The 20,737-nt window shown below is 43.4% G+C and carries 18 protein-coding genes and 1 pseudogene; 9 read left to right on the top strand and 10 right to left on the bottom strand.

Annotated features, from left to right (window positions below; translation table 11 throughout):
• Positions 1-65 precede the first annotated feature (65 nt).
• From WDV75_RS04455 to WDV75_RS04445, 3 genes are all read left to right on the top strand, one after another.
• Positions 66-629, top strand: a complete 564-nt coding sequence (locus tag WDV75_RS04455; protein ID WP_273558073.1) for a fimbrial protein — start codon at positions 66-68, stop codon at positions 627-629.
• Positions 630-780: 151 nt separating this feature from the next.
• Entirely contained in the window at positions 781-1,533 is a 753-nt protein-coding gene (locus tag WDV75_RS04450) for a pilus assembly protein (protein ID WP_273558072.1), read from the top strand.
• A 54-nt stretch (positions 1,534-1,587) separates the two neighbouring features.
• Positions 1,588-1,827 (top strand): helix-turn-helix transcriptional regulator, encoded by a 240-nt coding sequence (locus WDV75_RS04445; RefSeq protein WP_311062233.1) that lies wholly within the window; start codon positions 1,588-1,590, stop codon positions 1,825-1,827.
• Positions 1,828-1,907: 80 nt separating this feature from the next.
• Here the strand turns inward: WDV75_RS04445 and carB are convergent, their stop codons facing one another.
• The 3 genes from carB to dapB all read right to left on the bottom strand — a co-directional run bounded on the left by carB (position 1,908) and on the right by dapB (position 7,570).
• Positions 1,908-5,132 (bottom strand): carbamoyl-phosphate synthase large subunit, encoded by a 3,225-nt coding sequence (gene carB / locus WDV75_RS04440; protein ID WP_273558071.1) that lies wholly within the window; start codon positions 5,130-5,132, stop codon positions 1,908-1,910.
• 17 nt (positions 5,133-5,149) lie between these two features.
• Positions 5,150-6,310 (bottom strand): glutamine-hydrolyzing carbamoyl-phosphate synthase small subunit, encoded by a 1,161-nt coding sequence (gene carA, locus WDV75_RS04435; protein WP_273558070.1) that lies wholly within the window; start codon positions 6,308-6,310, stop codon positions 5,150-5,152.
• 438 nt (positions 6,311-6,748) lie between these two features.
• The gene (dapB, locus tag WDV75_RS04430) at positions 6,749-7,570 is read right to left on the bottom strand and encodes a 4-hydroxy-tetrahydrodipicolinate reductase (protein ID WP_273558069.1); all 822 of its coding nucleotides are present in this window, start codon (positions 7,568-7,570) and stop codon (positions 6,749-6,751) included.
• 538 nt (positions 7,571-8,108) lie between these two features.
• Here dapB and WDV75_RS04425 point away from each other — a divergent pair.
• Entirely contained in the window at positions 8,109-8,786 is a 678-nt protein-coding gene (locus WDV75_RS04425) for a hypothetical protein (RefSeq protein ID WP_273558068.1), read from the top strand.
• Between the two features lie 30 nt (positions 8,787-8,816).
• Positions 8,817-9,464 (top strand): GNAT family N-acetyltransferase, encoded by a 648-nt coding sequence (locus WDV75_RS04420; protein WP_273558067.1) that lies wholly within the window; start codon positions 8,817-8,819, stop codon positions 9,462-9,464.
• Positions 9,465-9,546: 82 nt separating this feature from the next.
• Here the strand turns inward: WDV75_RS04420 and WDV75_RS04415 are convergent.
• A pseudogene (locus tag WDV75_RS04415) lies at positions 9,547-9,980 on the bottom strand (transposase); the annotation flags it as partial.
• 1,057 nt (positions 9,981-11,037) lie between these two features.
• Between WDV75_RS04415 and WDV75_RS04410 the strand changes: the two are divergent.
• From WDV75_RS04410 to WDV75_RS04400, 3 genes are read left to right on the top strand one after another with little or no spacing between them, the layout of a single operon-like run.
• Positions 11,038-11,265, top strand: a complete 228-nt coding sequence (locus WDV75_RS04410; protein WP_273558066.1) for a hypothetical protein — start codon at positions 11,038-11,040, stop codon at positions 11,263-11,265.
• 17 nt (positions 11,266-11,282) lie between these two features.
• The gene (locus WDV75_RS04405) at positions 11,283-12,539 is read left to right on the top strand and encodes an MFS transporter (RefSeq protein ID WP_273558065.1); all 1,257 of its coding nucleotides are present in this window, start codon (positions 11,283-11,285) and stop codon (positions 12,537-12,539) included.
• Positions 12,536-13,033, top strand: coding sequence for an FAD-dependent oxidoreductase (locus tag WDV75_RS04400; protein ID WP_273558064.1), 498 nt, complete (start codon positions 12,536-12,538; stop codon positions 13,031-13,033). The genes WDV75_RS04405 and WDV75_RS04400 overlap by 4 nt, the downstream gene beginning before the upstream one ends.
• 121 nt (positions 13,034-13,154) lie before the next feature.
• On the opposite strand, the gene ispH is transcribed toward WDV75_RS04400, so the two are convergent.
• From ispH to ribF, 5 genes are all read right to left on the bottom strand, one after another.
• A complete protein-coding gene (gene ispH, locus WDV75_RS04395; protein ID WP_273558063.1) occupies positions 13,155-14,108 on the bottom strand; it encodes a 4-hydroxy-3-methylbut-2-enyl diphosphate reductase in 954 nt (317 codons plus the stop codon).
• On the bottom strand, positions 14,089-14,559 hold the full coding sequence (fkpB, locus tag WDV75_RS04390; protein WP_273558062.1) for an FKBP-type peptidyl-prolyl cis-trans isomerase: 471 nt from the start codon (positions 14,557-14,559) through the stop codon (positions 14,089-14,091). Before fkpB ends, ispH begins: the two co-directional genes overlap by 20 nt.
• A gap of 115 nt (positions 14,560-14,674) precedes the next feature.
• The gene (lspA, locus tag WDV75_RS04385; RefSeq protein WP_189758310.1) at positions 14,675-15,187 is read right to left on the bottom strand and encodes a signal peptidase II; all 513 of its coding nucleotides are present in this window, start codon (positions 15,185-15,187) and stop codon (positions 14,675-14,677) included.
• The gene (ileS, locus tag WDV75_RS04380; RefSeq protein WP_273558061.1) at positions 15,187-18,000 is read right to left on the bottom strand and encodes an isoleucine--tRNA ligase; all 2,814 of its coding nucleotides are present in this window, start codon (positions 17,998-18,000) and stop codon (positions 15,187-15,189) included. The genes lspA and ileS overlap by 1 nt, the downstream gene beginning before the upstream one ends.
• A 26-nt stretch (positions 18,001-18,026) precedes the next feature.
• Complete coding sequence (ribF, locus tag WDV75_RS04375) at positions 18,027-18,971, bottom strand: bifunctional riboflavin kinase/FAD synthetase (protein ID WP_189758312.1); 945 nt, start codon at positions 18,969-18,971, stop codon at positions 18,027-18,029.
• Positions 18,972-19,319: 348 nt separating this feature from the next.
• Here ribF and rpsT point away from each other — a divergent pair, with 348 nt between their 5' ends.
• Entirely contained in the window at positions 19,320-19,580 is a 261-nt protein-coding gene (gene rpsT, locus WDV75_RS04370) for a 30S ribosomal protein S20 (RefSeq protein WP_038240544.1), read from the top strand.
• Between the two features lie 64 nt (positions 19,581-19,644).
• On the opposite strand, the gene nhaR is transcribed toward rpsT, so the two are convergent.
• Positions 19,645-20,571 (bottom strand): transcriptional activator NhaR, encoded by a 927-nt coding sequence (gene nhaR / locus WDV75_RS04365; protein WP_189758313.1) that lies wholly within the window; start codon positions 20,569-20,571, stop codon positions 19,645-19,647.
• Positions 20,572-20,737: the final 166 nt, after the last annotated feature.

Genomic DNA, 20,737 nt, shown 5'->3' with positions numbered 1-20,737 from the left:
CAGAATTAGTCGAAATACGATGCGTTTTTTCGGTAATTAGTTGGATAAATGTAGGGTAAATAATAATGAATCCGTTAAGCACCAGATTATCCAGATATATACTGCCAATGTTGTTTCTTTTCGGCATGGGTAGCCAGCAACGTGCCTATGCACAGGATAATCTGCGTCAGGATGTCAGAATTACGCTAACTGTCCTTGCTCCTACCTGTTCGATTAAGACAGCAGATCAAAACATAGACGTGAATTTTGGAAATATTCTTAACAGCGATCTTTATCTGAAACATCGTACAGAGGGCGAACTATTTAATCTGTACTTAAACGACTGTGATCCTCAGATGATAAAGCGCCTAAAAATCAAATTCTTGGGAGAGACAAGCGAAGAGTTACCGGGGTTGTTGGCAATGAGATCTAACGACCGCCTTCACGGTGTTGCCATTGGTATGGAAAAAATTGATGGTACGCCGATGCCGTTTAATAAAACCCATGAATTTCCGTTAATAGCGAATGAAAAAGAGAATGTGATCCCATTCCGGGCATATATACAAGCAGCTCCCCGTGCTATTCAAGAGAAAAAAATTGGTTTTGGTCCATTTACTGCTATCGCGACTTTTGAAGTTAATTACGACTAGTCACGCTGACTGGTTTTTCATCCACGATCTTTAGTCAGAATTTGATGTTATTGGAAAATAAGTTATGCACCATATTAAGAAATCGTTGTTGAAGCTAGCAGCCTTGTTGTTTTTGGTTAGTACCACGTATGTTTATGGCGGGGCTTATGTTATGCCAGTCAATACAATTCCTTCAGGTGATCAAGCTGTTACGACTATGGAAATCGCTGCCTGGACAGAGGAAGAAGGGATACCGAATCCTTGTTATGGAAATACCAAATGCTATGTTGGCCCAGATGTAAAGTATAGGAATGGGCTATGGCCGGGAATGCAGGGTTCCTGTGAAGGGGCAAGAGTATGTTTAAATGATGCACATAAATACCAGACAACTGCCGACGTTATGCGAGCCTATAAACATAAATTTGGTATTCCTAAACAGGTAACATTTACCATCATGACCACAGAGGCGGATTGTATCGGTTTGTTTTATACAACAAAGATAGATCCGGGATACGGTCAGGCTCAACAATTTCCTAATTCCATTTGCAACAAAATGCCTCCTCCAAATCAACGTTGTGAAATCCATTTACCTTCTGAAATTGCTTATGGGGAATTAACCGCAGCAGGAGTGAATAATGCCACTCGCACCATTGACGGTACATTTAAATGTGCGGTTAGCAGTAACAAAATTATGTTACATGCCAGATCAGCGCATAATGAAGAAAAAGTTTATCTCGATTCTGATAAGCAAATATATTCAACGTTACAGATTAATAAAAAAAATGCAGCAAATGGAGTGAATGTCACGACTGGAGGGAAGAATGTTGCCACGCCTTTCACACTGACGTCAGTATTGCACACACTAACACCACCGAAAGCCGGAAAATATGAAGGTACTGCAATAGTCTATTTAACTTATTTATAAATTGAGAGTAAAGATATTATGCAAGTCAGTATGCTGGTAGGAAAAAGAATCCAAATGAAAAGAAAAGAAATTGGAGTGACAGCAGCAGAGCTGGCAGACAAAATTGGAGTGAGTCATCAGCAATTGTCACGTTATGAACGCGGAACCAATAAAATCAGTCTGGAGCATTTGGTCGCTATTTCTATTGCCCTGGAAACGCCCGCAAACTGGTTTTTAGAGGATTGTTTTACTCCCCCTAAGGTTCATATGAATAATCAATATACTTGTGTAGCAGAAACAATTCTGGGTTTATAACACGAGCTTATATTGATAATAGCCATTCCAATTCAGGAATGGCTTGATTTTTTTACCGCCAAAAATGGCGGTATCTTATTTTATTTAGCAATCTTAGCATGCATTTCTTGTACAGAAATAACCTGTTCAGTCGGATCTGCGCTCAGAGCCATCGTAGTTGCAAAGCCGCCATTCAGGGTTGTGTCATAGTGCACTTTATATTGTAGTGCGCTGCGACGCAGCAGTTTTGAATCTTCAATCGCCTGGCGACCTGCGGTGGTATTAACGATGTAGTCATATTCACCGTTTTTGATTCTGTCCTGAATATGTGGACGTCCTTCATGAACTTTATTCACCAAACGTGGATTGATCCCTGCTTCACCCAGTACAATTGCTGTACCGTGCGTTGCGTCCAGTTCAAAGCCGTGTTTAAGTAATTTTGCTGCCAAATCGACAACACGCTCCTTATCACCTTCGCGTACAGACAGTAGCGCCCGACCTTGCTTACGCATAGTGGAATTACTGCCTAACATTGCTTTTGAAAAAGCTTCGGCAAAGGTCCGGCCAACCCCCATTACTTCACCGGTAGAACGCATTTCTGGCCCCAGAATGGGGTCAACGCCTGGGAATTTATTGAATGGCAATACCACTTCTTTCACGGAGTAGTAAGGTGGAATAATCTCTTCAATTGTCCCTTGTTCGAGCAGAGACTGGCCGGCCATCACACGTGCTGCTATTTTTGCCAGTGGCATACCCGTTGCTTTGGAAACAAATGGCACGGTACGTGCTGCGCGTGGGTTCACTTCAATCAGATAAACTTCGTTGTCTTTCACCGCAAACTGGACGTTCATCAGGCCGCGGACACGCAGTTCAAAGGCCAGTTTTTCAACTTGCTGGCGCATCACATCCTGAATTTCTTTGCTCAAGGTATAAGCCGGCAAAGAACAGGCGGAGTCACCAGAGTGAACACCTGCTTGCTCGATATGTTCCATGATGCCGCCAATCAAGACGCGTTCACCATCACAGATAGCATCCACATCAACTTCAACAGCATCATCAAGGAAGCGATCCAGCAGGACGGGGGCATCATTGGACACGCTAACCGCAGTCTGGAAGTAACGGCGCAAGTCTGACTCGTCGTATACGATTTCCATTGCACGCCCACCCAATACATACGACGGACGAACGACTAACGGATAACCAATCTCATTACCTTTTTCAACCGCTTGCTCGATAGTGGATACTGTGGCATTGGCTGGTTGTTTCAGGCCAAGACGATTAACGGCTTGCTGAAAACGTTCACGGTCTTCTGCACGATCAATCGCATCAGGGCTGGTGCCGATAATAGGGACACCGGCGGCTTCCAGTTCACGGGCCAGTTTCAGAGGCGTCTGGCCGCCATACTGGACGATAACACCTTTTGGTTGTTCAACACGCACGATTTCCAGTACGTCTTCCAGCGTGACAGGTTCAAAGTACAAGCGATCCGACGTGTCGTAATCAGTAGAGACCGTTTCGGGGTTACAGTTCACCATGATGGTTTCAAAACCGTCTTCACGCAGAGCCAGTGCAGCATGTACGCAGCAATAATCGAACTCAATGCCTTGCCCGATACGGTTAGGACCACCACCCAAGACCATAATTTTCGGTTTGTCATTGTTCGGATTGGCTTCACATTCATCTTCGTATGTGGAGTACATGTACGCAGTATCGGTAGAAAATTCTGCCGCACAGGTGTCAACTCGCTTATAAACTGGATATAAGTTGTAGTCATGGCGTAGCTTACGGATCTCTTTACCAGAGACACCTACCAGTTTCGCCAGGCGCTCATCAGCAAAGCCTTTGCGTTTCAGATGACGCAAGAAATCAGGGGTCAGGCTGTTAACACCTTGTTCAGCAATTTGTTCTTCCAGACGGATCAATTCTTCAATTTGCACCAGGAACCAGCGGTCGATATTGGTCAAGTTGAAAAGCCCATCAACAGACATACCAGCGCGGAAAGCATCAGCGATATACCAAATACGCTCAGCGCCGGCATCTTTCAATTCACTACGGATTTTGGTCAGGGATTGTGGATCATCCAGATTGACTTTAGGATCAAATCCGGTCGCACCGACTTCCAGACCGCGCAGAGCTTTTTGCATGGATTCCTGGAAAGTACGGCCAATCGCCATTACTTCACCAACAGATTTCATCTGGGTGGTTAGGCGGTCATTACTGCCGGCAAATTTCTCAAAGTTGAAGCGAGGAATTTTCGTCACAACATAATCGATGGAAGGTTCGAAAGACGCAGGGGTGCGTCCGCCCGTGATGTCATTCATCAATTCATCAAGGGTATAACCGACCGCCAGTTTTGCGGCAATTTTGGCGATGGGGAAACCTGTTGCCTTAGAAGCCAATGCTGATGAACGAGAAACACGTGGGTTCATTTCAATGACGATCAGGCGGCCATTTTTCGGGTTCACTGCGAACTGAACGTTGGAACCACCGGTTTCTACGCCGATTTCACGCAATACCGCCATCGAAGCGTTACGCATGATTTGGTATTCTTTATCGGTCAGTGTCTGTGCTGGTGCTACGGTGATGGAGTCACCAGTATGGATACCCATTGGATCGAAGTTTTCAATGGAGCAGACGATAATGCAGTTATCGTTTTTATCCCGCACCACTTCCATCTCATATTCTTTCCAGCCAATCAAAGATTCATCGATCAGCAATTCATTGGTTGGAGAGAGGTCTAAGCCGCGTTCGCAGATTTCTTCGAATTCTTCACGGTTGTAAGCGATACCGCCGCCGGTTCCGCCCATGGTAAAAGAGGGGCGAATAATGCAAGGGAAACCGACTTCTTCGGCTACCGCCAGCGCTTCTTCCATCGTGTGCGCAATGCCAGAACGCGCGGTATCCAGGCCAATTTTTTTCATCGCCTTGTCAAAACGCTGGCGATCTTCTGCTTTATCAATGGCATCAGCGGTCGCACCAATCATGGTGACACCAAATTCTGTCAGTACGCCTTGGCGCTCCAGCTCTAATGCACAGTTTAGTGCCGTTTGCCCACCCATTGTTGGCAGGATGGCATCTGGGCGTTCTTTTTCAATGATTTTGCGTACCACTTCCCACTGGATCGGCTCGATATAAGTTGCATCCGCCATCTCAGGGTCGGTCATTATTGTTGCTGGGTTCGAGTTTACCAGAATGACACGATAACCTTCTTCTCGTAGCGCCTTACAAGCCTGCGCACCAGAGTAGTCAAATTCACAAGCCTGGCCGATAACAATGGGGCCAGCACCTAAGATCAGGATACTTTTAATATCAGTACGTTTTGCCATTTTTTTTCTTCTCCTGATTATTTAGTGTTCTGAACGTTTGCCTGGCGATATTGCTCAATTAACTCGATAAAATGATCGAACAGTGAAGCGGCTTCATGTGGACCAGGGCTGGCTTCAGGGTGTCCCTGAAAACTGAATGCTGGCTTGTCAGTGCGATGAATGCCTTGCAAGGTGCCATCAAAGAGTGACTTATGCGTTACACGCAAATTGGCTGGTAGTGAGCTTTCATCAACAGCAAAACCGTGGTTCTGTGCTGTGATCATGACAACATTGCGATCCAGATCTTTAACGGGATGGTTGCCACCATGGTGACCAAACTTCATTTTTATGGTTTTTGCACCACTGGCCAGTGCCAGCAACTGGTGTCCTAAGCAGATGCCGAATACAGGGATTTCAGTTTCCAGAAAGGTTTTAATTGCTTCGATAGCATAGTCACACGGTTCTGGATCACCAGGTCCATTGGACAGAAAAATGCCATCTGGTGCCATTTTCAGCACTTCATCGGCGGGAGTTTTTGCCGGTACAACGGTAACGCGGCAGCCGCGATCGACCAGCATACGCAGGATGTTGCGCTTCACCCCAAAGTCATAGGCCACAATGTGGTAAGGCAATTCTTGCGCTTCACGCGCTTCAGGTAGCCCATCTGCTAATGTCCAACTTCCTTGTACCCATTGGTAAGATTGTGCGGTTGTAACTTCTTTTGCCAAATCCATGCCTTTCAAGCCAGGGAATGCTTTTGCTTTTGCCAGTGCAACTTGGGCATCGGCCGCATTACCGGCAATGATACAGCCGTTTTGTGCCCCTTTTTCTCTTAACAGGCGGGTCAGTTTGCGTGTATCGATATCCGCGATGGCGACGATATTATGACGTTTTAGGTAATCAGACAGGTTTTCTTCACTGCGGAAGTTACTGGTCACTAAGGGTAAATCGCGAATAACTAAGCCTTGGGCTTGAATGGTGGGGGATTCTTCATCAGCGGCATTGATGCCGACATTACCAATATGGGGATAAGTAAGAGTAACAATTTGGCGGGAATAGGAAGGGTCGGTAAGTATTTCTTGATATCCGGTCATTGAAGTATTGAAGACCACTTCCCCAACAGCCACACCCTCTGCACCAATGGCGCGACCGTGAAATTGGGTTCCATCTTCCAGAACCAATATAGCTGACTTAATCAAAACGCCCTCCAAAAATGAATAATCAGTCGCATCCAATGCATATTAATTCAGAATTAGTCCTTAAAATCAATGCCAATCATGATTTTTGTCAAAATTTTGGCAAATTGCGCGCATTCTAATGATGAGAGTGGGGGTTGTCTACAAAAAATGGCATTTTTATTGGCTTTTTTACAACTCTCGCTCTTGTTTTGAGTAAATGTAGCTGAAAAATATAAGGAAAGGGGGAGTAGATAAACGATTATGGTGAGAGAAAACTTAAGAACAGAAAAAATATAGGGCTTTTTTCGTGTTTATAGGAAAAAGGCAACAAAAAAGCTAACTATTCTTATAAAAATCGTGATTAATTTGGATTATTTGTAATAATATTTATGTATGTCATTATTACGCAACTATTTAAAAAATAATTGCGTAATTACATAAGGTTATAATTTTTAAATATTAAATTTTGTCAAGATTTAACACATCTTTCATATTATAAAGACCACTGTTTTTGCCTGTTAACCACATTGCTGCCTTAATTGCGCCATTAGCAAAGGTCATTCGGCTTGAAGCCTTGTGGCTTATCTCTACACGTTCACCGATATCGGCAAAGATTGCTGTATGTTCCCCAACAATATCGCCCGCCCGGATGGTGGCAAATCCAATGCTTTTAGGATCGCGTTCTCCGGTATAGCCTTCGCGGGCATAAACGGCGCTGGTTTTGAGATCACGGCCTAATGCATTGGCGATAGACTCTCCCATTGCCAGCGCTGTCCCTGATGGCGCATCCACTTTGTGGCGATGGTGGGCTTCGATAATCTCGATGTCGGTATATTCCCCCATTACTGTGGCGGCTTTTTCCAGCAGTTTGAGTACCAGATTAACGCCAACACTAAAATTTGCGGCAAAAACAATAGGGATCTCACGGGAGGCTTCTGTAATCGCTAGTTTACCGGCGTCATCAAAACCGGTGGTGCCGATGACCATTGATTTGTGATGCTGCCGACAAATGGAGAGGTAGGCTAATGTGCCTTCAGGACGCGTAAAATCGACTAAAACATCAAATTGTTCAATGATTTGATGCAGATCATCATTAATCATCACACCATTTTTACCTATCCCTGCCAGTTCTCCCGCATCGGTTCCCACCAATGAAGAGCCGGAACGCTCTAATGCTGCGCCCAGTGTAACACCATCCAACAGCTGGACGGCCTGAATAAGATTGCGTCCCATACGTCCGCCAGCGCCCACGATAGCAACGCGAATATCTGTATCAGCCATAAGGCCCTCTCTGTAAATCGTTTTTAATTGAGGTGACAAAGAAAACTGTTCTACAGCTTAACTGGCAAGGACTGGCAGCGCCAGATTTATAGCCTGATCATAAGAAAAACAGGGATCAGGTTGGAAATTATAAAATTTATCTATTCAGGGTTCGTCAGCGTCTAATGAAAAACCGTACTTATACCGATTAACCAAATAAATATGTTGAGGCTGGAGGAGATATAAGACGCATATTGAAGTTATATTGGTATATAATGTAGTATTTCCACCGTGATTCACTTATTATAATAAACACTTTTAGTTTATGTTTAAATTTAATTGATATTCTGACTGGCTCATGTTTTTTTACAATAAAAATATCTTGATGGTATTTTATAAAAACAGTAAGTTACTCCATTTTATACCATGGCATGACAAAGTTAATTTATTTTATGTTAATGTGAATCATAAATTTTTTTAATAAAGTAGAGTTGGTTGTATATTATGATATTGGAATAATGAAAATCAAGTTAATTAAACTATTGCATGGGGTTGCATCATGTTTAGATCAAAATCTTTTAATATTCCTCGGCCCGCAACACTGGGTTCCTTAACTCATGCTAAGTCTGTTTCAGACATCGGTTCAGCAGTAGTTGATGCCAGAATTTTTATAACAATCAAGGAGGTTACCCCACATGAAGCATTAAATGTAACCAACATAATAATGACAACCACTATGAACACTGAATGGAAATGCAGTAGCTCCGAATACTTGCTTGGTAATAATGAACAAGAAAAATGGAACATGAGATATTATTCTGCATATTCTATATTTGAACTTGTACATAACAAAATCGAGTGTTTTATTAGGAGGAAAAAATTATCAAAAATGGATTTATTATTTTTTGCTGCCTATTTTAAAGGTGTTCCTGTTGGAATTTTAGCATTTATTCCTGCAGATAACATGACTACTGATCTGCCTACAGTTGAGTGGTTGGCAACACATTGTGGTATTAGAAATTGTGGTGTTTTACTAATGGAACATGCAGTGAATAAATCACAGCAATTAGGAAGCAATGGTAAGATAAAACTTTTTCCATTACATGAAGCTACGCAGGTATATATTAACATGGGATTTTCTCCTGGTAATTTAGGATACATGGTGTTAGATCCTGCTAACAGTCATAAATGGCGTTTTAACCTTAGCAATAATAGCTATAGATATATAACATGTTGATTTAATATACGGAATTATTAGGAGAAAATGATGTTTAGATCAAAATCTTTTAATACTCATCAACCTTTAGCATCTGGCTCTTTAACCCGAACACAATCCTTTTCAGAGAAATGGCCAAGCTCAGTCAATGTAAGAGCATCTATCGTTATTAAGGAGGTTAATCCACAAGAAGCGTTAGCTGCAATGCGTCAGATAAGAGAAGAAATGGCGAGTAATGGTTGGAAATGTGGTGATGGTGATAGTGAGCAAAAAAAATGGAATAGTCGGTTTACTAGAGCACATAGTATATTGGGTGGCATAGGAATAAATGCAGGACAACCTGTACTAGGAGAGAACGCATCATTTTTTGTTGCTTATTTTAGGGGGACTCCCATAGGGGGATTACAGCTGTCTTCACGTGATAATACCCCCACTGATTTTCTTAAAGTTAATTTTTTAGCCACTCATTGCGGTATTCGAGATTGTGGGGTTTTACTAATTGAACAGGCAGTAAATAAATCGCAACAATTGGGGAAAAACGGTAATCTAAAACTTCGAGCAGTAATTGACGCAGTGCCGGCATATATGAAGATGGGATTTGTTGTGACAGAATCTTACATGGAATTACGCCCGATTGAGAGCAATGACAAATGGAAATATGATGGGATAACTAATACTTATAGATATAAGTTTATCTAAATTTCAATCAGAGCGCTCAAGACGTCATCATGTATTCGGATTTTTTGTCGGAGATCGGGTCGGGATTTATTTCTTATCCTTCCCAACCCATTGAGGTTTTTCCACGTCTTGCTACCCCCTCAAAGACCTTATGGCGGGGGATCTGGATGTTATGGCACACACGTAAACTCGTGGAATCAATAAAAACATCCCCGTGGGTTTTCCTTTTAATTGAGTCAGATATCTGCACAGTGGCACCAAAACGGAAAGAGCAACACTGACAGAGTGGGTATAACTGAGCAAGGTTGGAAAGTCGTTATGATGATATTTTCAAATATGCTCCAGATAAAAATTTTTAAGATCATGGTTAGGCGACATATGAAAGAGGATCAGGATGGTCATGATTTCACTGGAATGTATATGACCTTGTCGGCGACGCCAACGATACCCCTTATTAAAACAAAACTGTTCCCATTGAGGAATGAAAAAACGACAAAAGTCATCGGCATCGTAGAAAATTTCAACTAATTTGTTCATTGCCTGTTCCTCCCCAGAGCGGTTTTTGGTGTGCACCAAAACTTTGCTCCTGGAACAGGCACTTCGTCAATTTCTTATCCAGAATTCAGATACCGTCTCAGTCATTAAACTGCAAGCGGTATTTCTGCATTAAATAATGACGCATGAAGTACCGCCCCCCTACCATCACTTATACTCCTACTTGTTTAAGTATTTATAAAAATGAATTTTTATTTTTACTATTTTAAGATTGAATTATTTTCATTTGTATAAATGTTATTGTTCTAATTGTGGTTATTTATCATAAAAAATCGAACCCAACTCTAAAATGAAAGAATATTATTATGATAATGTTGTTCTATTTATTATGTGTTTTATTTTCGTTGAATGACTGTTTATTTTTTTTATGATCATTTGGCTCTAATATACACGCATTCTATATCAATTGATTAACTTTTTATGAGAAATAAATTTCACTCTACATTATTCATTGTTTTAATGGTTTTTCTTTCTGTGGAGGCGATCTCGTCAAATATATTTCTTCTCGCCTTGAGTAAAATGGGGGGTTATTACAACGTTAGTGAATCCAACATACAAAGTGCAATAGCTATATTTTTATTTGTTATATACCAATCTAACTTCAAGGTGCGTGTGATTTCTCCCCGCGAAGCGGGGGAGAAATCAGGCTTCATATCGTGTTGTAAATTGCGACTTGAAGTTTAATGCGTATATCTTTTTCTCAACTTATTTATGGTCTATTAAGTAATTTATTGAAAATAAAACCTTCATTTATGGAGTTGTTATATGGTTTATATCAACTAATAATATTACATTAATTCATTCCATTATCAAAAAATTATCGTGAAAAACAAGAGTTAACAAACTTGTATCTCCAATTACTATTTGATTTTAATACAGAATGGAATAATGCCTATATGGATATGTGTAATGGATTTAATATCTTACATGACGTCACGAAAGGTTTTAAATGGACATCCTCTGTCGAAACCTGTACGGGTACGTATTGCTATTATTGCGTTAATCAAGTTTAACTTATGATGAAATTAAGGAAAAGATAATGACTTATATAGTCGTTGTAGGGGAGCGTTTTTCTGAATTCAGTGAAAACGACAATGTATTTACATTTTCTCAGGCATTGAAATTTCTTTCTGCTGTTAAATGTAAAGATGATTATCAGGTTATCTTTGGTCAGGGACTTTCTAAAGAAAATATTGAGGAATTTAAAAATTCATTATGTCATGGTGATACTAATAAGACATTGATGCTTAATCAAACGAATTGGTAAATTTAAGGAGTACAAAAATGAGAGAAAAACCAGGAGTTATTTGGTATCTGGTGTTGGTTGCGCTACTTGATTTTATCGGTTTAGGAATGGTGGTAGCAATATTCCCACATATGATGATTTCTGATGCTGCTTCACTATTCCCTGACGGCTGGGATCATCAAAAAAAGGTGATTATGTTGGGGGTTTTCCTTGCAATCTACCCTCTTGGCCAGTTTTTTGGTGCCTCCATACTGGGCAAAATGTCGGACATTTATGGCCGCAGAAAAATGATGCTAATGACTGTAGCGGGCACTGCAATAGCCTTTGCCATCAGTGCCTATGCGGTTATTGAATCATCGGCAGGGCTACTGTTGCTTAGCCGTTTGCTGGCCGGGATGATGGCGGGTAACGTAGCGATTGCACAGGCAAGCATGGCTGATATCAGCACACCGGGCAATAAAACTAAAAACCTCACCATGATCCAGACTGCATTGGGCCTAGCCTGGGTAATAGGACCACCGACCGGAGGTTGGCTAACCAATTTCTCTTTGGGGTCATTTAGCGGATATATGACGCCGTTTGTTATTATGGCAGCCATCTTTATTCTGTTATTTATTTACACGTTGGTTGCGTACCCCGATACTCTGGAGAAACATACTCAGGAAAAAATAAATGCCTTTTCTGGTTTGGTACAAATTGCGAAAGCCTACAGCCACACTGAGCTAAGAACCGCATTTGCTGTCTGGACGATTTTCGTTGCGGGTTGGTGGTTGTTTGAATCTTTCCTGCCCGCTTACCTGCTGGATATTTACCGTTTCAGTTCGTTTCAGATCGGTACGTTCCTCGCGTCAATGGGGGCAACCTACGCATTATTCCAGTATTTCGTCGTAAGACACGTTGCTAAATTCGCTAAACCTGAAAGTATGGTGCGATATTCACTTGTGGTGTCATCACTTGCGGTCATGGCAATTCCAATAGTTAGCAATGTTATTTATCTGCATATATTAATTACCCTTTTCGTCACCTCTATGGGCTTTGCATTGCCCGGCCTGATAAGCAGTATTTCAAATCTTGTGCCGGAAAATGAACAGGGCGAAATTATGGGGTCTATCAGTTCCATTCAGGCGCTAGCCACACTGATGGTCATGTTGGTGGGCGGTTTCCTTGATACCACTAATATCCGGGTAACAGTGGTGGGTGGCGGATTATTGCTGCTAATTAGTTGGCTACTTTTTGTGGCGCGCCTGAGAGCTATTAATCGCAAAGAGATGCGCGAGTACGAGGAATCCCAATGAAAAGCCATTATCAGGTATTAATTGTGGGTGCCGGTCCTGTCGGATTGCTACTAGCGTGCAGGCTGAAGAAAAATGGAATTGATGTGGCAGTGGTTGAAAAAAGATCTTCCCGCTCAACGCACTCGAAAGCACTATCAATGAACGCTGCCTCACTGGCTTTACTTCGTTCTCTTGGCGTGGTGGAGCGTTTCGAGCTGTCAGGAAAAGAGATAAGTGATATTTTAATTTACTGGGATCAACAGCGCATTTCACATGTCGACTACCGCCAGTTGAACAGTTGCTATCAGCACATTCTTGCCATTCCACAACCGGAAACTGAACGGTTACTGGAAGAATATTTTATTGAGCTGGGTGGAGAAATCAAACGTTCTGTTACGTTAAACGCAATTGATATTGGCTCCAATGGTATTGTTATAAGAGAAGTTATTTTCATAAAGGAAAATAACTTCTCTTCAATTATTCAACAAAATTTTGACTGTTGTGGTTTACTCTGAATTCCGAACTCCATTGAATGACAGGCTAAGGTTCAGGTTAATAATAACAAACTCACAACAACATCCCTGATGATCAGTCAGGGGATTATCGCTCTGTAAAAGTGACAATCAAGATATAAGGTTAATTAACCTCTTTCACTTCAACCCGTAACTCTTTTGGGACTTCAAAAACGATATTTTCTTCTCGGCCATGCAGTTCGTTAACTGTTTCTGCGCCAAAAGTTTTCAGGCGTTCAATCACCTGTTGTACCAAAATATCAGGCGCCGATGCACCCGCTGTGACACCCACGGCGTTCACACCTGTGATCCACTCTGCTTGGATATCCTCGGCAGAATCAATCAAATAGGCAGGCTTGCCTACGCGCTGTGCCAGTTCGGCCAGACGATTTGAATTTGATGAGTTTTTAGAACCAACCACCAGCACGACATCAGCCCCTAATGCCAAATCACGCACGGCTTCCTGACGGTTAGTTGTGGCATAGCAGATATCGTCTTTGCGTGGACCGATAATATTGGGGAATTTTGCATTAAGCGCATCAATCACTTCTGAGGTGTCATCAACAGAAAGTGTCGTTTGGGTCATAAAGCAGAGGTTATTTTCATCCTTAACTTGCAGTTTCCATACGTCTTCCGGTGATTCCACCAGATACATGCCACCGTTGGGGTTATTGTATTGCCCCATGGTGCCTTCAACTTCGGGATGACCAGCATGCCCGATTAAAATCGCCTCTTTGCCTTTGCGACTTGCCCTGGCGACTTCCATATGAACTTTGGTGACCAGCGGGCAGGTCGCGTCAAACAGCATAGTTAAATTACGGGAGCGGGCTTCTGCACGAATGGCTTGGGAAACACCATGGGCAGAGAAGATCAAAATAGCGCCATCAGGCACTTCTGAAATTTCTTCAATAAAAATGGCGCCACGCTTTCTCAGGTTGTCAACCACATAACGGTTATGTACCACTTCATGGCGAACATAGATGGGAGCACCGTACAATTCCAGTGCACGCTCTACGATGCTGATAGCACGATCAACACCCGCACAGAAACCACGAGGGTTAGCCAGCAATATTTGCATGGGTTTCCTCCAACTGAGGGTCAATTTCCAACACTTCAATCTCAAAAGTGATGTTTTGTTCAGCCAGTGGATGGTTAAAATCAACAGTAATGGAACCTTCAGCCACTTCTTTGATAAATCCAGGCATTTCACTGCCGTTCATGGCGGTAAATAACATGATGGTTCCCACTTCTGGCACACCGGCATCGGAAAAATCACGAGGAGTGAAATATTGGATTAAATCAGGATTGTGTTTGCCAAAAATGGTTTCTCCAGCCAGAGTAAATTGATGTTTATCACCGACTTTCAAACCAAGAAGCTGCTCTTCCAGTGGGGCTGAGAGACTACCATTACCGAGGCGGAATAATGCGGGTTTACCTTGGTTGTAAGTTGAGTCCGCTGTAGAGCCATCATCCAGCTTTAAGGTGAAATGTAATAAAACTGCACTGTGCGTTTGCACCTGCATTGACATGTTGCTCAAGCCTTTTACTTAAAAATGATTGCAAATATACCGCTATTGGGTATAGACGAAGTTACCATCCCCGGTTAACTAAGCCGGAGATGGTTTATTATCATTCTTTCAATGACTAAGTTTTCGAGACTGCTTGTTTGTCCTTGTCATCAGGGCTGATAAAGCTCTCAATGATAATGAGAGCAGCCCCGATGCAAATTGCAGAATCAGCAATATTAAAGGTAGGCCAGTGCCATTCTCCGACATAAAAGTCGATAAAATCGACAACAAAGCCATGTACCAGCCTATCGAACAAATTTCCCAAAGCGCCACCAATCACTAAAGCGTAGGCAATATTGCTCAGTTTTTGCCTGGCATGGGAACGATACATCATTACCAGCAGTACAACCGTGATGACAACGGCGACCAATGCAAAGAACCAACGCTGCCAGCCGCCCTTATCGGCCAGAAAACTAAAGGCCGCCCCTAAATTCTGGGCGTAAGTCAGATTGAAATAAGGTATCAATGGCATGGATTCGTACAGCGTAAAATGCTGCAACACTAAATGCTTGCTTCCCAAATCCAGTATTAATACCACAACAACCAGCCAAAGCCAGCGAAGTCCGGTGGAACAAATGGGTTTACTCATCAGGCAAATTTACGCTCTTCACCGTTACCGGCAACGTTAGTCACACAGCGGCCGCAAAGTTCAGCATGTTCCGCCACCTGGCCCACGTTTTTAGCATAATGCCAGCAACGTGGACATTTTTCTCCGTCTGCTTTGCGCAAGGCGACTTTCAAGCCTGCAATTTCGCTTTGCTGTGCATTCTCATCGGCGGCTGCATAAGCAGCAACTTCAACCTGAGAGGTTAGCAGGACAAAGCGCAGTTCGTCAGACAGTTTGTTGAGTTTTTCTGCCAGTGCTGCATCGGCATAGAGTGTGACAGCCGCTTCCAGTGAACTACGGATATGTTTGTCATTACGCGCCTGTTCCAGAACTTTGTTCACTTCGCTACGTACTGTCAGCAGATCAGCCCAGAAAGTATCGTTCATATCTTCGCCATCTGCCAGACCAAATAATCCGTCATACCACTCTTCGGTAAAGACGTATTGAGCACGTTTGCCTGGCAATTCATGCCAAATTTCATCAGCAGTGAACGACAGAATCGGCATCATCCAGCGAACCAGGGCTTCTGCAATATGGAACAAGGCAGTCTGGCAGCTACGACGAGCAAGGCCATCACTTTTCGCGGTATATTGGCGATCTTTGATGATATCCAGATAGAACGAGCCCATTTCCACGGAACAGAATTGCATCAAGCGTTGAACGACAGAGTGGAAATCATACTCTTCATAGTATTTAAGGATATCAGCTTGTGCGGCCTGAGCACGACCGACAGCCCAGCGATCCAGAACCACCATATCTTCCGCTTTTACCATGTGCTCTTCTGGGTTGAAACCATTCAGGTTTGCCAGCAGGAAACGGGCGGTATTGCGGATACGACGGTAAGCATCAGCCGAACGTTTCAAGATCTCGTCAGAAACAGCGATTTCACCAGTATAATCAGTGGCTGCCACCCATAAACGCAGGATATCTGCCCCCAGTTTGTTCATCACATCTTGCGGGCTGACGGTATTGCCGATGGATTTGGACATTTTACGCCCTTGTTCATCAACGGTGAAACCATGAGTCAGAACCTGGCGATAAGGGGCTTTGCCTTTGATCGCAGTGGACAGCATCAGTGAAGACATGAACCAGCCACGGTGCTGGTCAGAACCTTCCAGATACAGATCGGCTGAATTGCCGTTGAATTCTGGACGGGCATCCACAACCGAAGAGTGGGTACTGCCTGAATCAAACCAAACATCCAGCGTATCTGGCGCCTTGGTGTAATCTGCGGCCTCATCACCCAGCAGGTCTGCTGTGTCCAGATCCCACCAGGCTTGAATGCCATCGACTTCAACGCGCTTGGCGACTTCTTCGATCAATTCAACGGTACGAGGATGTGGTTCTTGTGTCTCTTTATGAATGAACAGAGACATTGGTACGCCCCATGTACGCTGGCGAGAGATACACCAGTCTGGACGGTTTTCTACCATTGATTCGATACGTGCTTGTCCCCAGCCTGGGATCCACTGGACATCTTTGATCTCTTTCAGCGATTGTTCACGCAAACCATTTTTGTCCATGCTGATGAACCATTGTGGTGTTGCACGGAAGATAATGGGTTTTTTGTGGCGCCAGCAGCACGGGTAGCTGTGTTGGATTTTTGCCAGACTCAGTAATGCACTTTTCTCTTTCAGCAATTCAACGATGATGTCGTTGGCTTTAAAGACAAATTGTCCATCCAGAGAAGGATAAGTGCCAGAGAGATAGCAGCCATTCGGCCCAACCGGGTTGGCGATTTCAAGACCATATTTTAAGCTGATAGCGTAGTCGTCTGGACCGTGACCACCCGCGGTATGGACTGCACCTGTACCTGCTTCAAGCGTGACGTGATCACCGAGGATAGCAGGCACATCGTAGCTCATGAATGGATGGTTGAAGCGTAATAGTTCCAGAGCCTCCCCTGTGCAATCGCTTAAAACTTCCCATGCAGTGATACCCGCGCGCTGCATAACGCTCTCGACAAGCTCAGCCGCCAGAATGATGCATTCATCATCGATTTTGACCAATTGGTAGGTGATTTCTGCACCCAAAGCAATCGCACGGTTTGCTGGCAATGTCCACGGGGTGGTGGTCCAGATAATTAAAGAAACAGGCAGACCTTGTGGTTGTACATTAAATTTGGCGTACACGGCATCAGCATCAACAGCCGTGAAGCGCACGTCGATGGAAGGGGAGGTTTTATCGTAGTATTCCACTTCCGCTTCGGCGAGGGAGGAACCACAGTCAGTACACCAGTGAACGGGTTTTACCCCTTTCAGTAAGTGTCCATTTTTGATAATACGGCCTAGCGCACGAATGATGTCAGCTTCAGTTTTGAAGTCCATGGTCAGGTAAGGTTTATCCCAATCGCCCAGAACCCCCAGACGTTTGAAGTCCGCTTTCTGTGCTTCGACCTGAGTCATGGCATATTTACGGCACTCAGCACGAAATTCAGCGGCGGAAAATTTTTCCCCAGGCTTGCCGATAATCTGCTCAACCTTGAGCTCAATAGGCAAACCGTGGCAGTCCCAACCTGGAATATAAGGCGAGTCGAAGCCTGACAGCCCTTTGGACTTAATAACAATATCTTTGAGAATTTTATTAACTGAGTGACCAATATGAATATCGCCGTTTGCATATGGAGGGCCATCATGCAAAATAAACGTTTTCTTGCCAGATTTTGCTTTTCTAATTGCCTGATACAAACCTTCTTTGTACCAACGTTTTAACATATCTGGTTCGCGCTTCGCTAAATCCCCGCGCATAGGGAACCCTGTTTCCGGTAAATTCAGGGTGTCTTTATAGTCACTCATTATAGATTCTCAGTTCCAATTTTCCGCTAGATACATGACTTGGATCGCTGCAAGAGATAGTCTCTCGCTGCAACCACATCATTTGCGATTTGCTGTTTAAGCGCATCAAGCGAAGCAAATCGCTGCTCATTACGCAATTTTTTACGTAATACTACATCGATATGACGCCCATACAGATCCATTTGGGTATCAATCAAATGCACTTCAAGTTGCAGGCCCAGGCCCGCAACCGTAGGGCGATTGCCTATATTTGCAACACCCGGTAGGGGGTTATCACCTAATCCATGGACTTCTACAGCATAAACGCCCTTAACAGGCGCCACGAGACGTTTCAACGGTAAATTGGCAGTGGGAAAACCGATGGTGCGTCCCAATTGCTTACCGTGAACAACTCTGCCACTTATACTGTAAGGATGCCCCAGTAATATTTCGGCCAAAGTCAGGTCATCATTTTGCAGTGCCTGACGAATGATTGTACTGCTGATCCTAAGACCACTGTCACAAAAGCTGGCTGTGCTGGCGACATCAAAACGGTATTGTTTACCTGCTTGCTGCAAATAGTGAAAATCTCCGCGGCGATTTTTGCCAAAACGGAAATCATCTCCTATTGCCAAAAACTTAACACCCAGTTTTTCAACGAGCAACTGCGAAACAAAGGCTTCAGGTGAGTTGGCTGCAAAATGTTTGTCAAATTTCACACATAACAGATAATCAACGCCATTTTGGGCTAGATACTTTATTTTATCTCTCAGCCTTGTCAGGCGAGCAGGCGCTTTATCTGCCACAAAAACTTCCAGAGGCTGCGGTTCGAAAATCATGACCATCGTCGGTAATCCGAGACGCTGCCCTTCTTGCTTCAAGTGTTTTAATAAAGCCTGATGCCCGCGATGGACACCATCAAAATTACCAATCGTCAGCACGCAACCATGGTGACGCGCCCGGATATTGTGTATACCGCGAATTAGCTCCATAGCTGGCTCAATACCGTGGAAATTGCCGGATTATACCTTGTACAAAGCGCAAGGTTAACCCACGATCACAAAGGGTTTTAATTAATAACCTGATTCATACAATAAAAATAGGCTAGATGCCCGAAAAATATTTAATTTATCGCATTTCTCTGTGATTCATTCAGTTTTTTATTGCGAAAGACTGTATTCCCTCTGAGTAAGCTGATAAAATCCTGCCCCATCACAACGTAACCAGCGTCGCTGTACAACGACGCTTATTTGCACAAATCCATTGACAAAAGAAGGCTGAACAGGCATATTCCTCGGCCTTTGAATTGTCCTCGATAGAATATATTTGGGAGTTGGACCTTGGCTAATATCAAATCAGCTAAGAAACGCGCCGTACAGTCTGAGAAACGCCGTCAGCACAATGCGAGCCGTCGTTCTATGGTGCGCACTTTTATCAAGAAAGTCTACGCGGCTATCGCTGCTGGCGACAAAGAAGCTGCACAGAAAGCATTCAATGACATGCAACCAATTGTTGATCGTCACGCCTGCAAAGGTCTGATCCACAAAAACAAAGCAGCACGTCATAAATCTGCTCTGGCAGCACAAATCAAAGCAATGTAATCATTGATTTTGATGACCTAAAAAAACCGGCTTAAAGCCGGTTTTTTTTTTGTATCTGCTGATTTTAATATAATTTTTCAGGACGACTTTTTGGTGGCGAGCTAAACAAAGCAGAAAAATCTTTGTTACACACGCGTTGGACAGCCGGATGCTGGATCATACGCTCGGCAAAGATAACGTAATATTCTTCCTGCACCGTATCCAATCGACCTATCTCAACAATATCACTGTCAGCGAAAATATCATTGGCGTAGAAAGAAGGCGCAATGAAAATGGCGTTGTGATACAGACCAAACGCTTTCATCAAAGCGGCATCATCAAATTCGCCCAGCACTTCAACTTCGAGATTTTTATTGCGTATCCATGTCAGGAGCTTTCTGCCTAACATCGAGCGGCGGCCTGGGATTAATAAACGGCGCTCTTCCAAACAGGCTGGAAAGGGCTTTTCTGGGATCGGCTGGCGGCAGTAAAAACTGATATTGCATTCGCCCAATTTCACTGAGAACAATCCTTCCTGCTGAGAAGAATCCACAGGGCAATCGGATAGGATCATATCCAGTTTATGCTGGCTGAGCTGTTCAAGTAGCATTTCATGTGTCGATTCAAAGCAACGCAAGTGGATCTTTTCGTGCTCCACAACGGTTGTTTCCAGCACTTTACTCACTAAACGTTTGGACAGCGCATCAGCGACACCCACATCAAACAGCAGATTTGATTCTCGGCTGTAAGTCACGATGTCCATCATTTCCTGGCTGAGTGTAAACATCTTATCCGCATAGCGAAAAATTAATTGCCCCAACTCTGAGGGGACTAATCCTCTTCCCTGGCGCTTGAATAACTTCCCACCCAGACGCTCTTCCAACGCTTTTATCTGCCCTGTAATGGTTTGTGGTGTCAGGTATAGCGCTTCTGCCGCCCCTACAACCGAGCCTTCCTTGCAAACATGCCAAAAATAATAGAGATGGTTAAAATTTAAATGTGAAACCCGCATATATTTATCCTTGTGTATTGCCTCACATCTGTATAACAGCCGTGACCATACATTTCAGGTCGCCAGATTATGGCGTTTTCCTATTTTTCTATTGCTATTTTCTATGACAATAAAAATATTCGCGGCATCACAGTTATAAACGCTTTGCCGCGAATATTAAGAGAAT

It is taken from the genome of Xenorhabdus griffiniae (assembly GCF_037265215.1).
Taxonomy (GTDB): Bacteria; Pseudomonadota; Gammaproteobacteria; order Enterobacterales; family Enterobacteriaceae; genus Xenorhabdus; species Xenorhabdus griffiniae.
Note: the sequence above shows the minus strand (reverse complement) of the source record. Positions and strands in the feature narration are given on the sequence as shown.

What these genes read in the sequence shown, in the direction of transcription:
- WDV75_RS04420 (WP_273558067.1), top strand. Translation starts at nt 8,817, where the DNA reads ATGTTTAGATCAAAATCTTTTAATACTCATCAACCTTTAGCATCTGGC.
- lspA (WP_189758310.1), bottom strand. Translation starts at nt 15,187, where the DNA reads ATGAGTAAACCCATTTGTTCCACCGGACTTCGCTGGCTTTGGCTGGTT.
- WDV75_RS04450 (WP_273558072.1), top strand. Translation starts at nt 781, where the DNA reads ATGCCAGTCAATACAATTCCTTCAGGTGATCAAGCTGTTACGACTATG.
- WDV75_RS04400 (WP_273558064.1), top strand. Translation starts at nt 12,536, where the DNA reads ATGAAAAGCCATTATCAGGTATTAATTGTGGGTGCCGGTCCTGTCGGA.
- nhaR (WP_189758313.1), bottom strand. Translation starts at nt 20,571, where the DNA reads ATGCGGGTTTCACATTTAAATTTTAACCATCTCTATTATTTTTGGCAT.
- ribF (WP_189758312.1), bottom strand. Translation starts at nt 18,971, where the DNA reads ATGGAGCTAATTCGCGGTATACACAATATCCGGGCGCGTCACCATGGT.
- WDV75_RS04425 (WP_273558068.1), top strand. Translation starts at nt 8,109, where the DNA reads ATGTTTAGATCAAAATCTTTTAATATTCCTCGGCCCGCAACACTGGGT.
- WDV75_RS04445 (WP_311062233.1), top strand. Translation starts at nt 1,588, where the DNA reads ATGAAAAGAAAAGAAATTGGAGTGACAGCAGCAGAGCTGGCAGACAAA.
- fkpB (WP_273558062.1), bottom strand. Translation starts at nt 14,559, where the DNA reads ATGTCAATGCAGGTGCAAACGCACAGTGCAGTTTTATTACATTTCACC.
- WDV75_RS04410 (WP_273558066.1), top strand. Translation starts at nt 11,038, where the DNA reads ATGACTTATATAGTCGTTGTAGGGGAGCGTTTTTCTGAATTCAGTGAA.
- ileS (WP_273558061.1), bottom strand. Translation starts at nt 18,000, where the DNA reads ATGAGTGACTATAAAGACACCCTGAATTTACCGGAAACAGGGTTCCCT.
- ispH (WP_273558063.1), bottom strand. Translation starts at nt 14,108, where the DNA reads ATGCAAATATTGCTGGCTAACCCTCGTGGTTTCTGTGCGGGTGTTGAT.
- dapB (WP_273558069.1), bottom strand. Translation starts at nt 7,570, where the DNA reads ATGGCTGATACAGATATTCGCGTTGCTATCGTGGGCGCTGGCGGACGT.
- carB (WP_273558071.1), bottom strand. Translation starts at nt 5,132, where the DNA reads ATGGCAAAACGTACTGATATTAAAAGTATCCTGATCTTAGGTGCTGGC.
- WDV75_RS04455 (WP_273558073.1), top strand. Translation starts at nt 66, where the DNA reads ATGAATCCGTTAAGCACCAGATTATCCAGATATATACTGCCAATGTTG.
- WDV75_RS04405 (WP_273558065.1), top strand. Translation starts at nt 11,283, where the DNA reads ATGAGAGAAAAACCAGGAGTTATTTGGTATCTGGTGTTGGTTGCGCTA.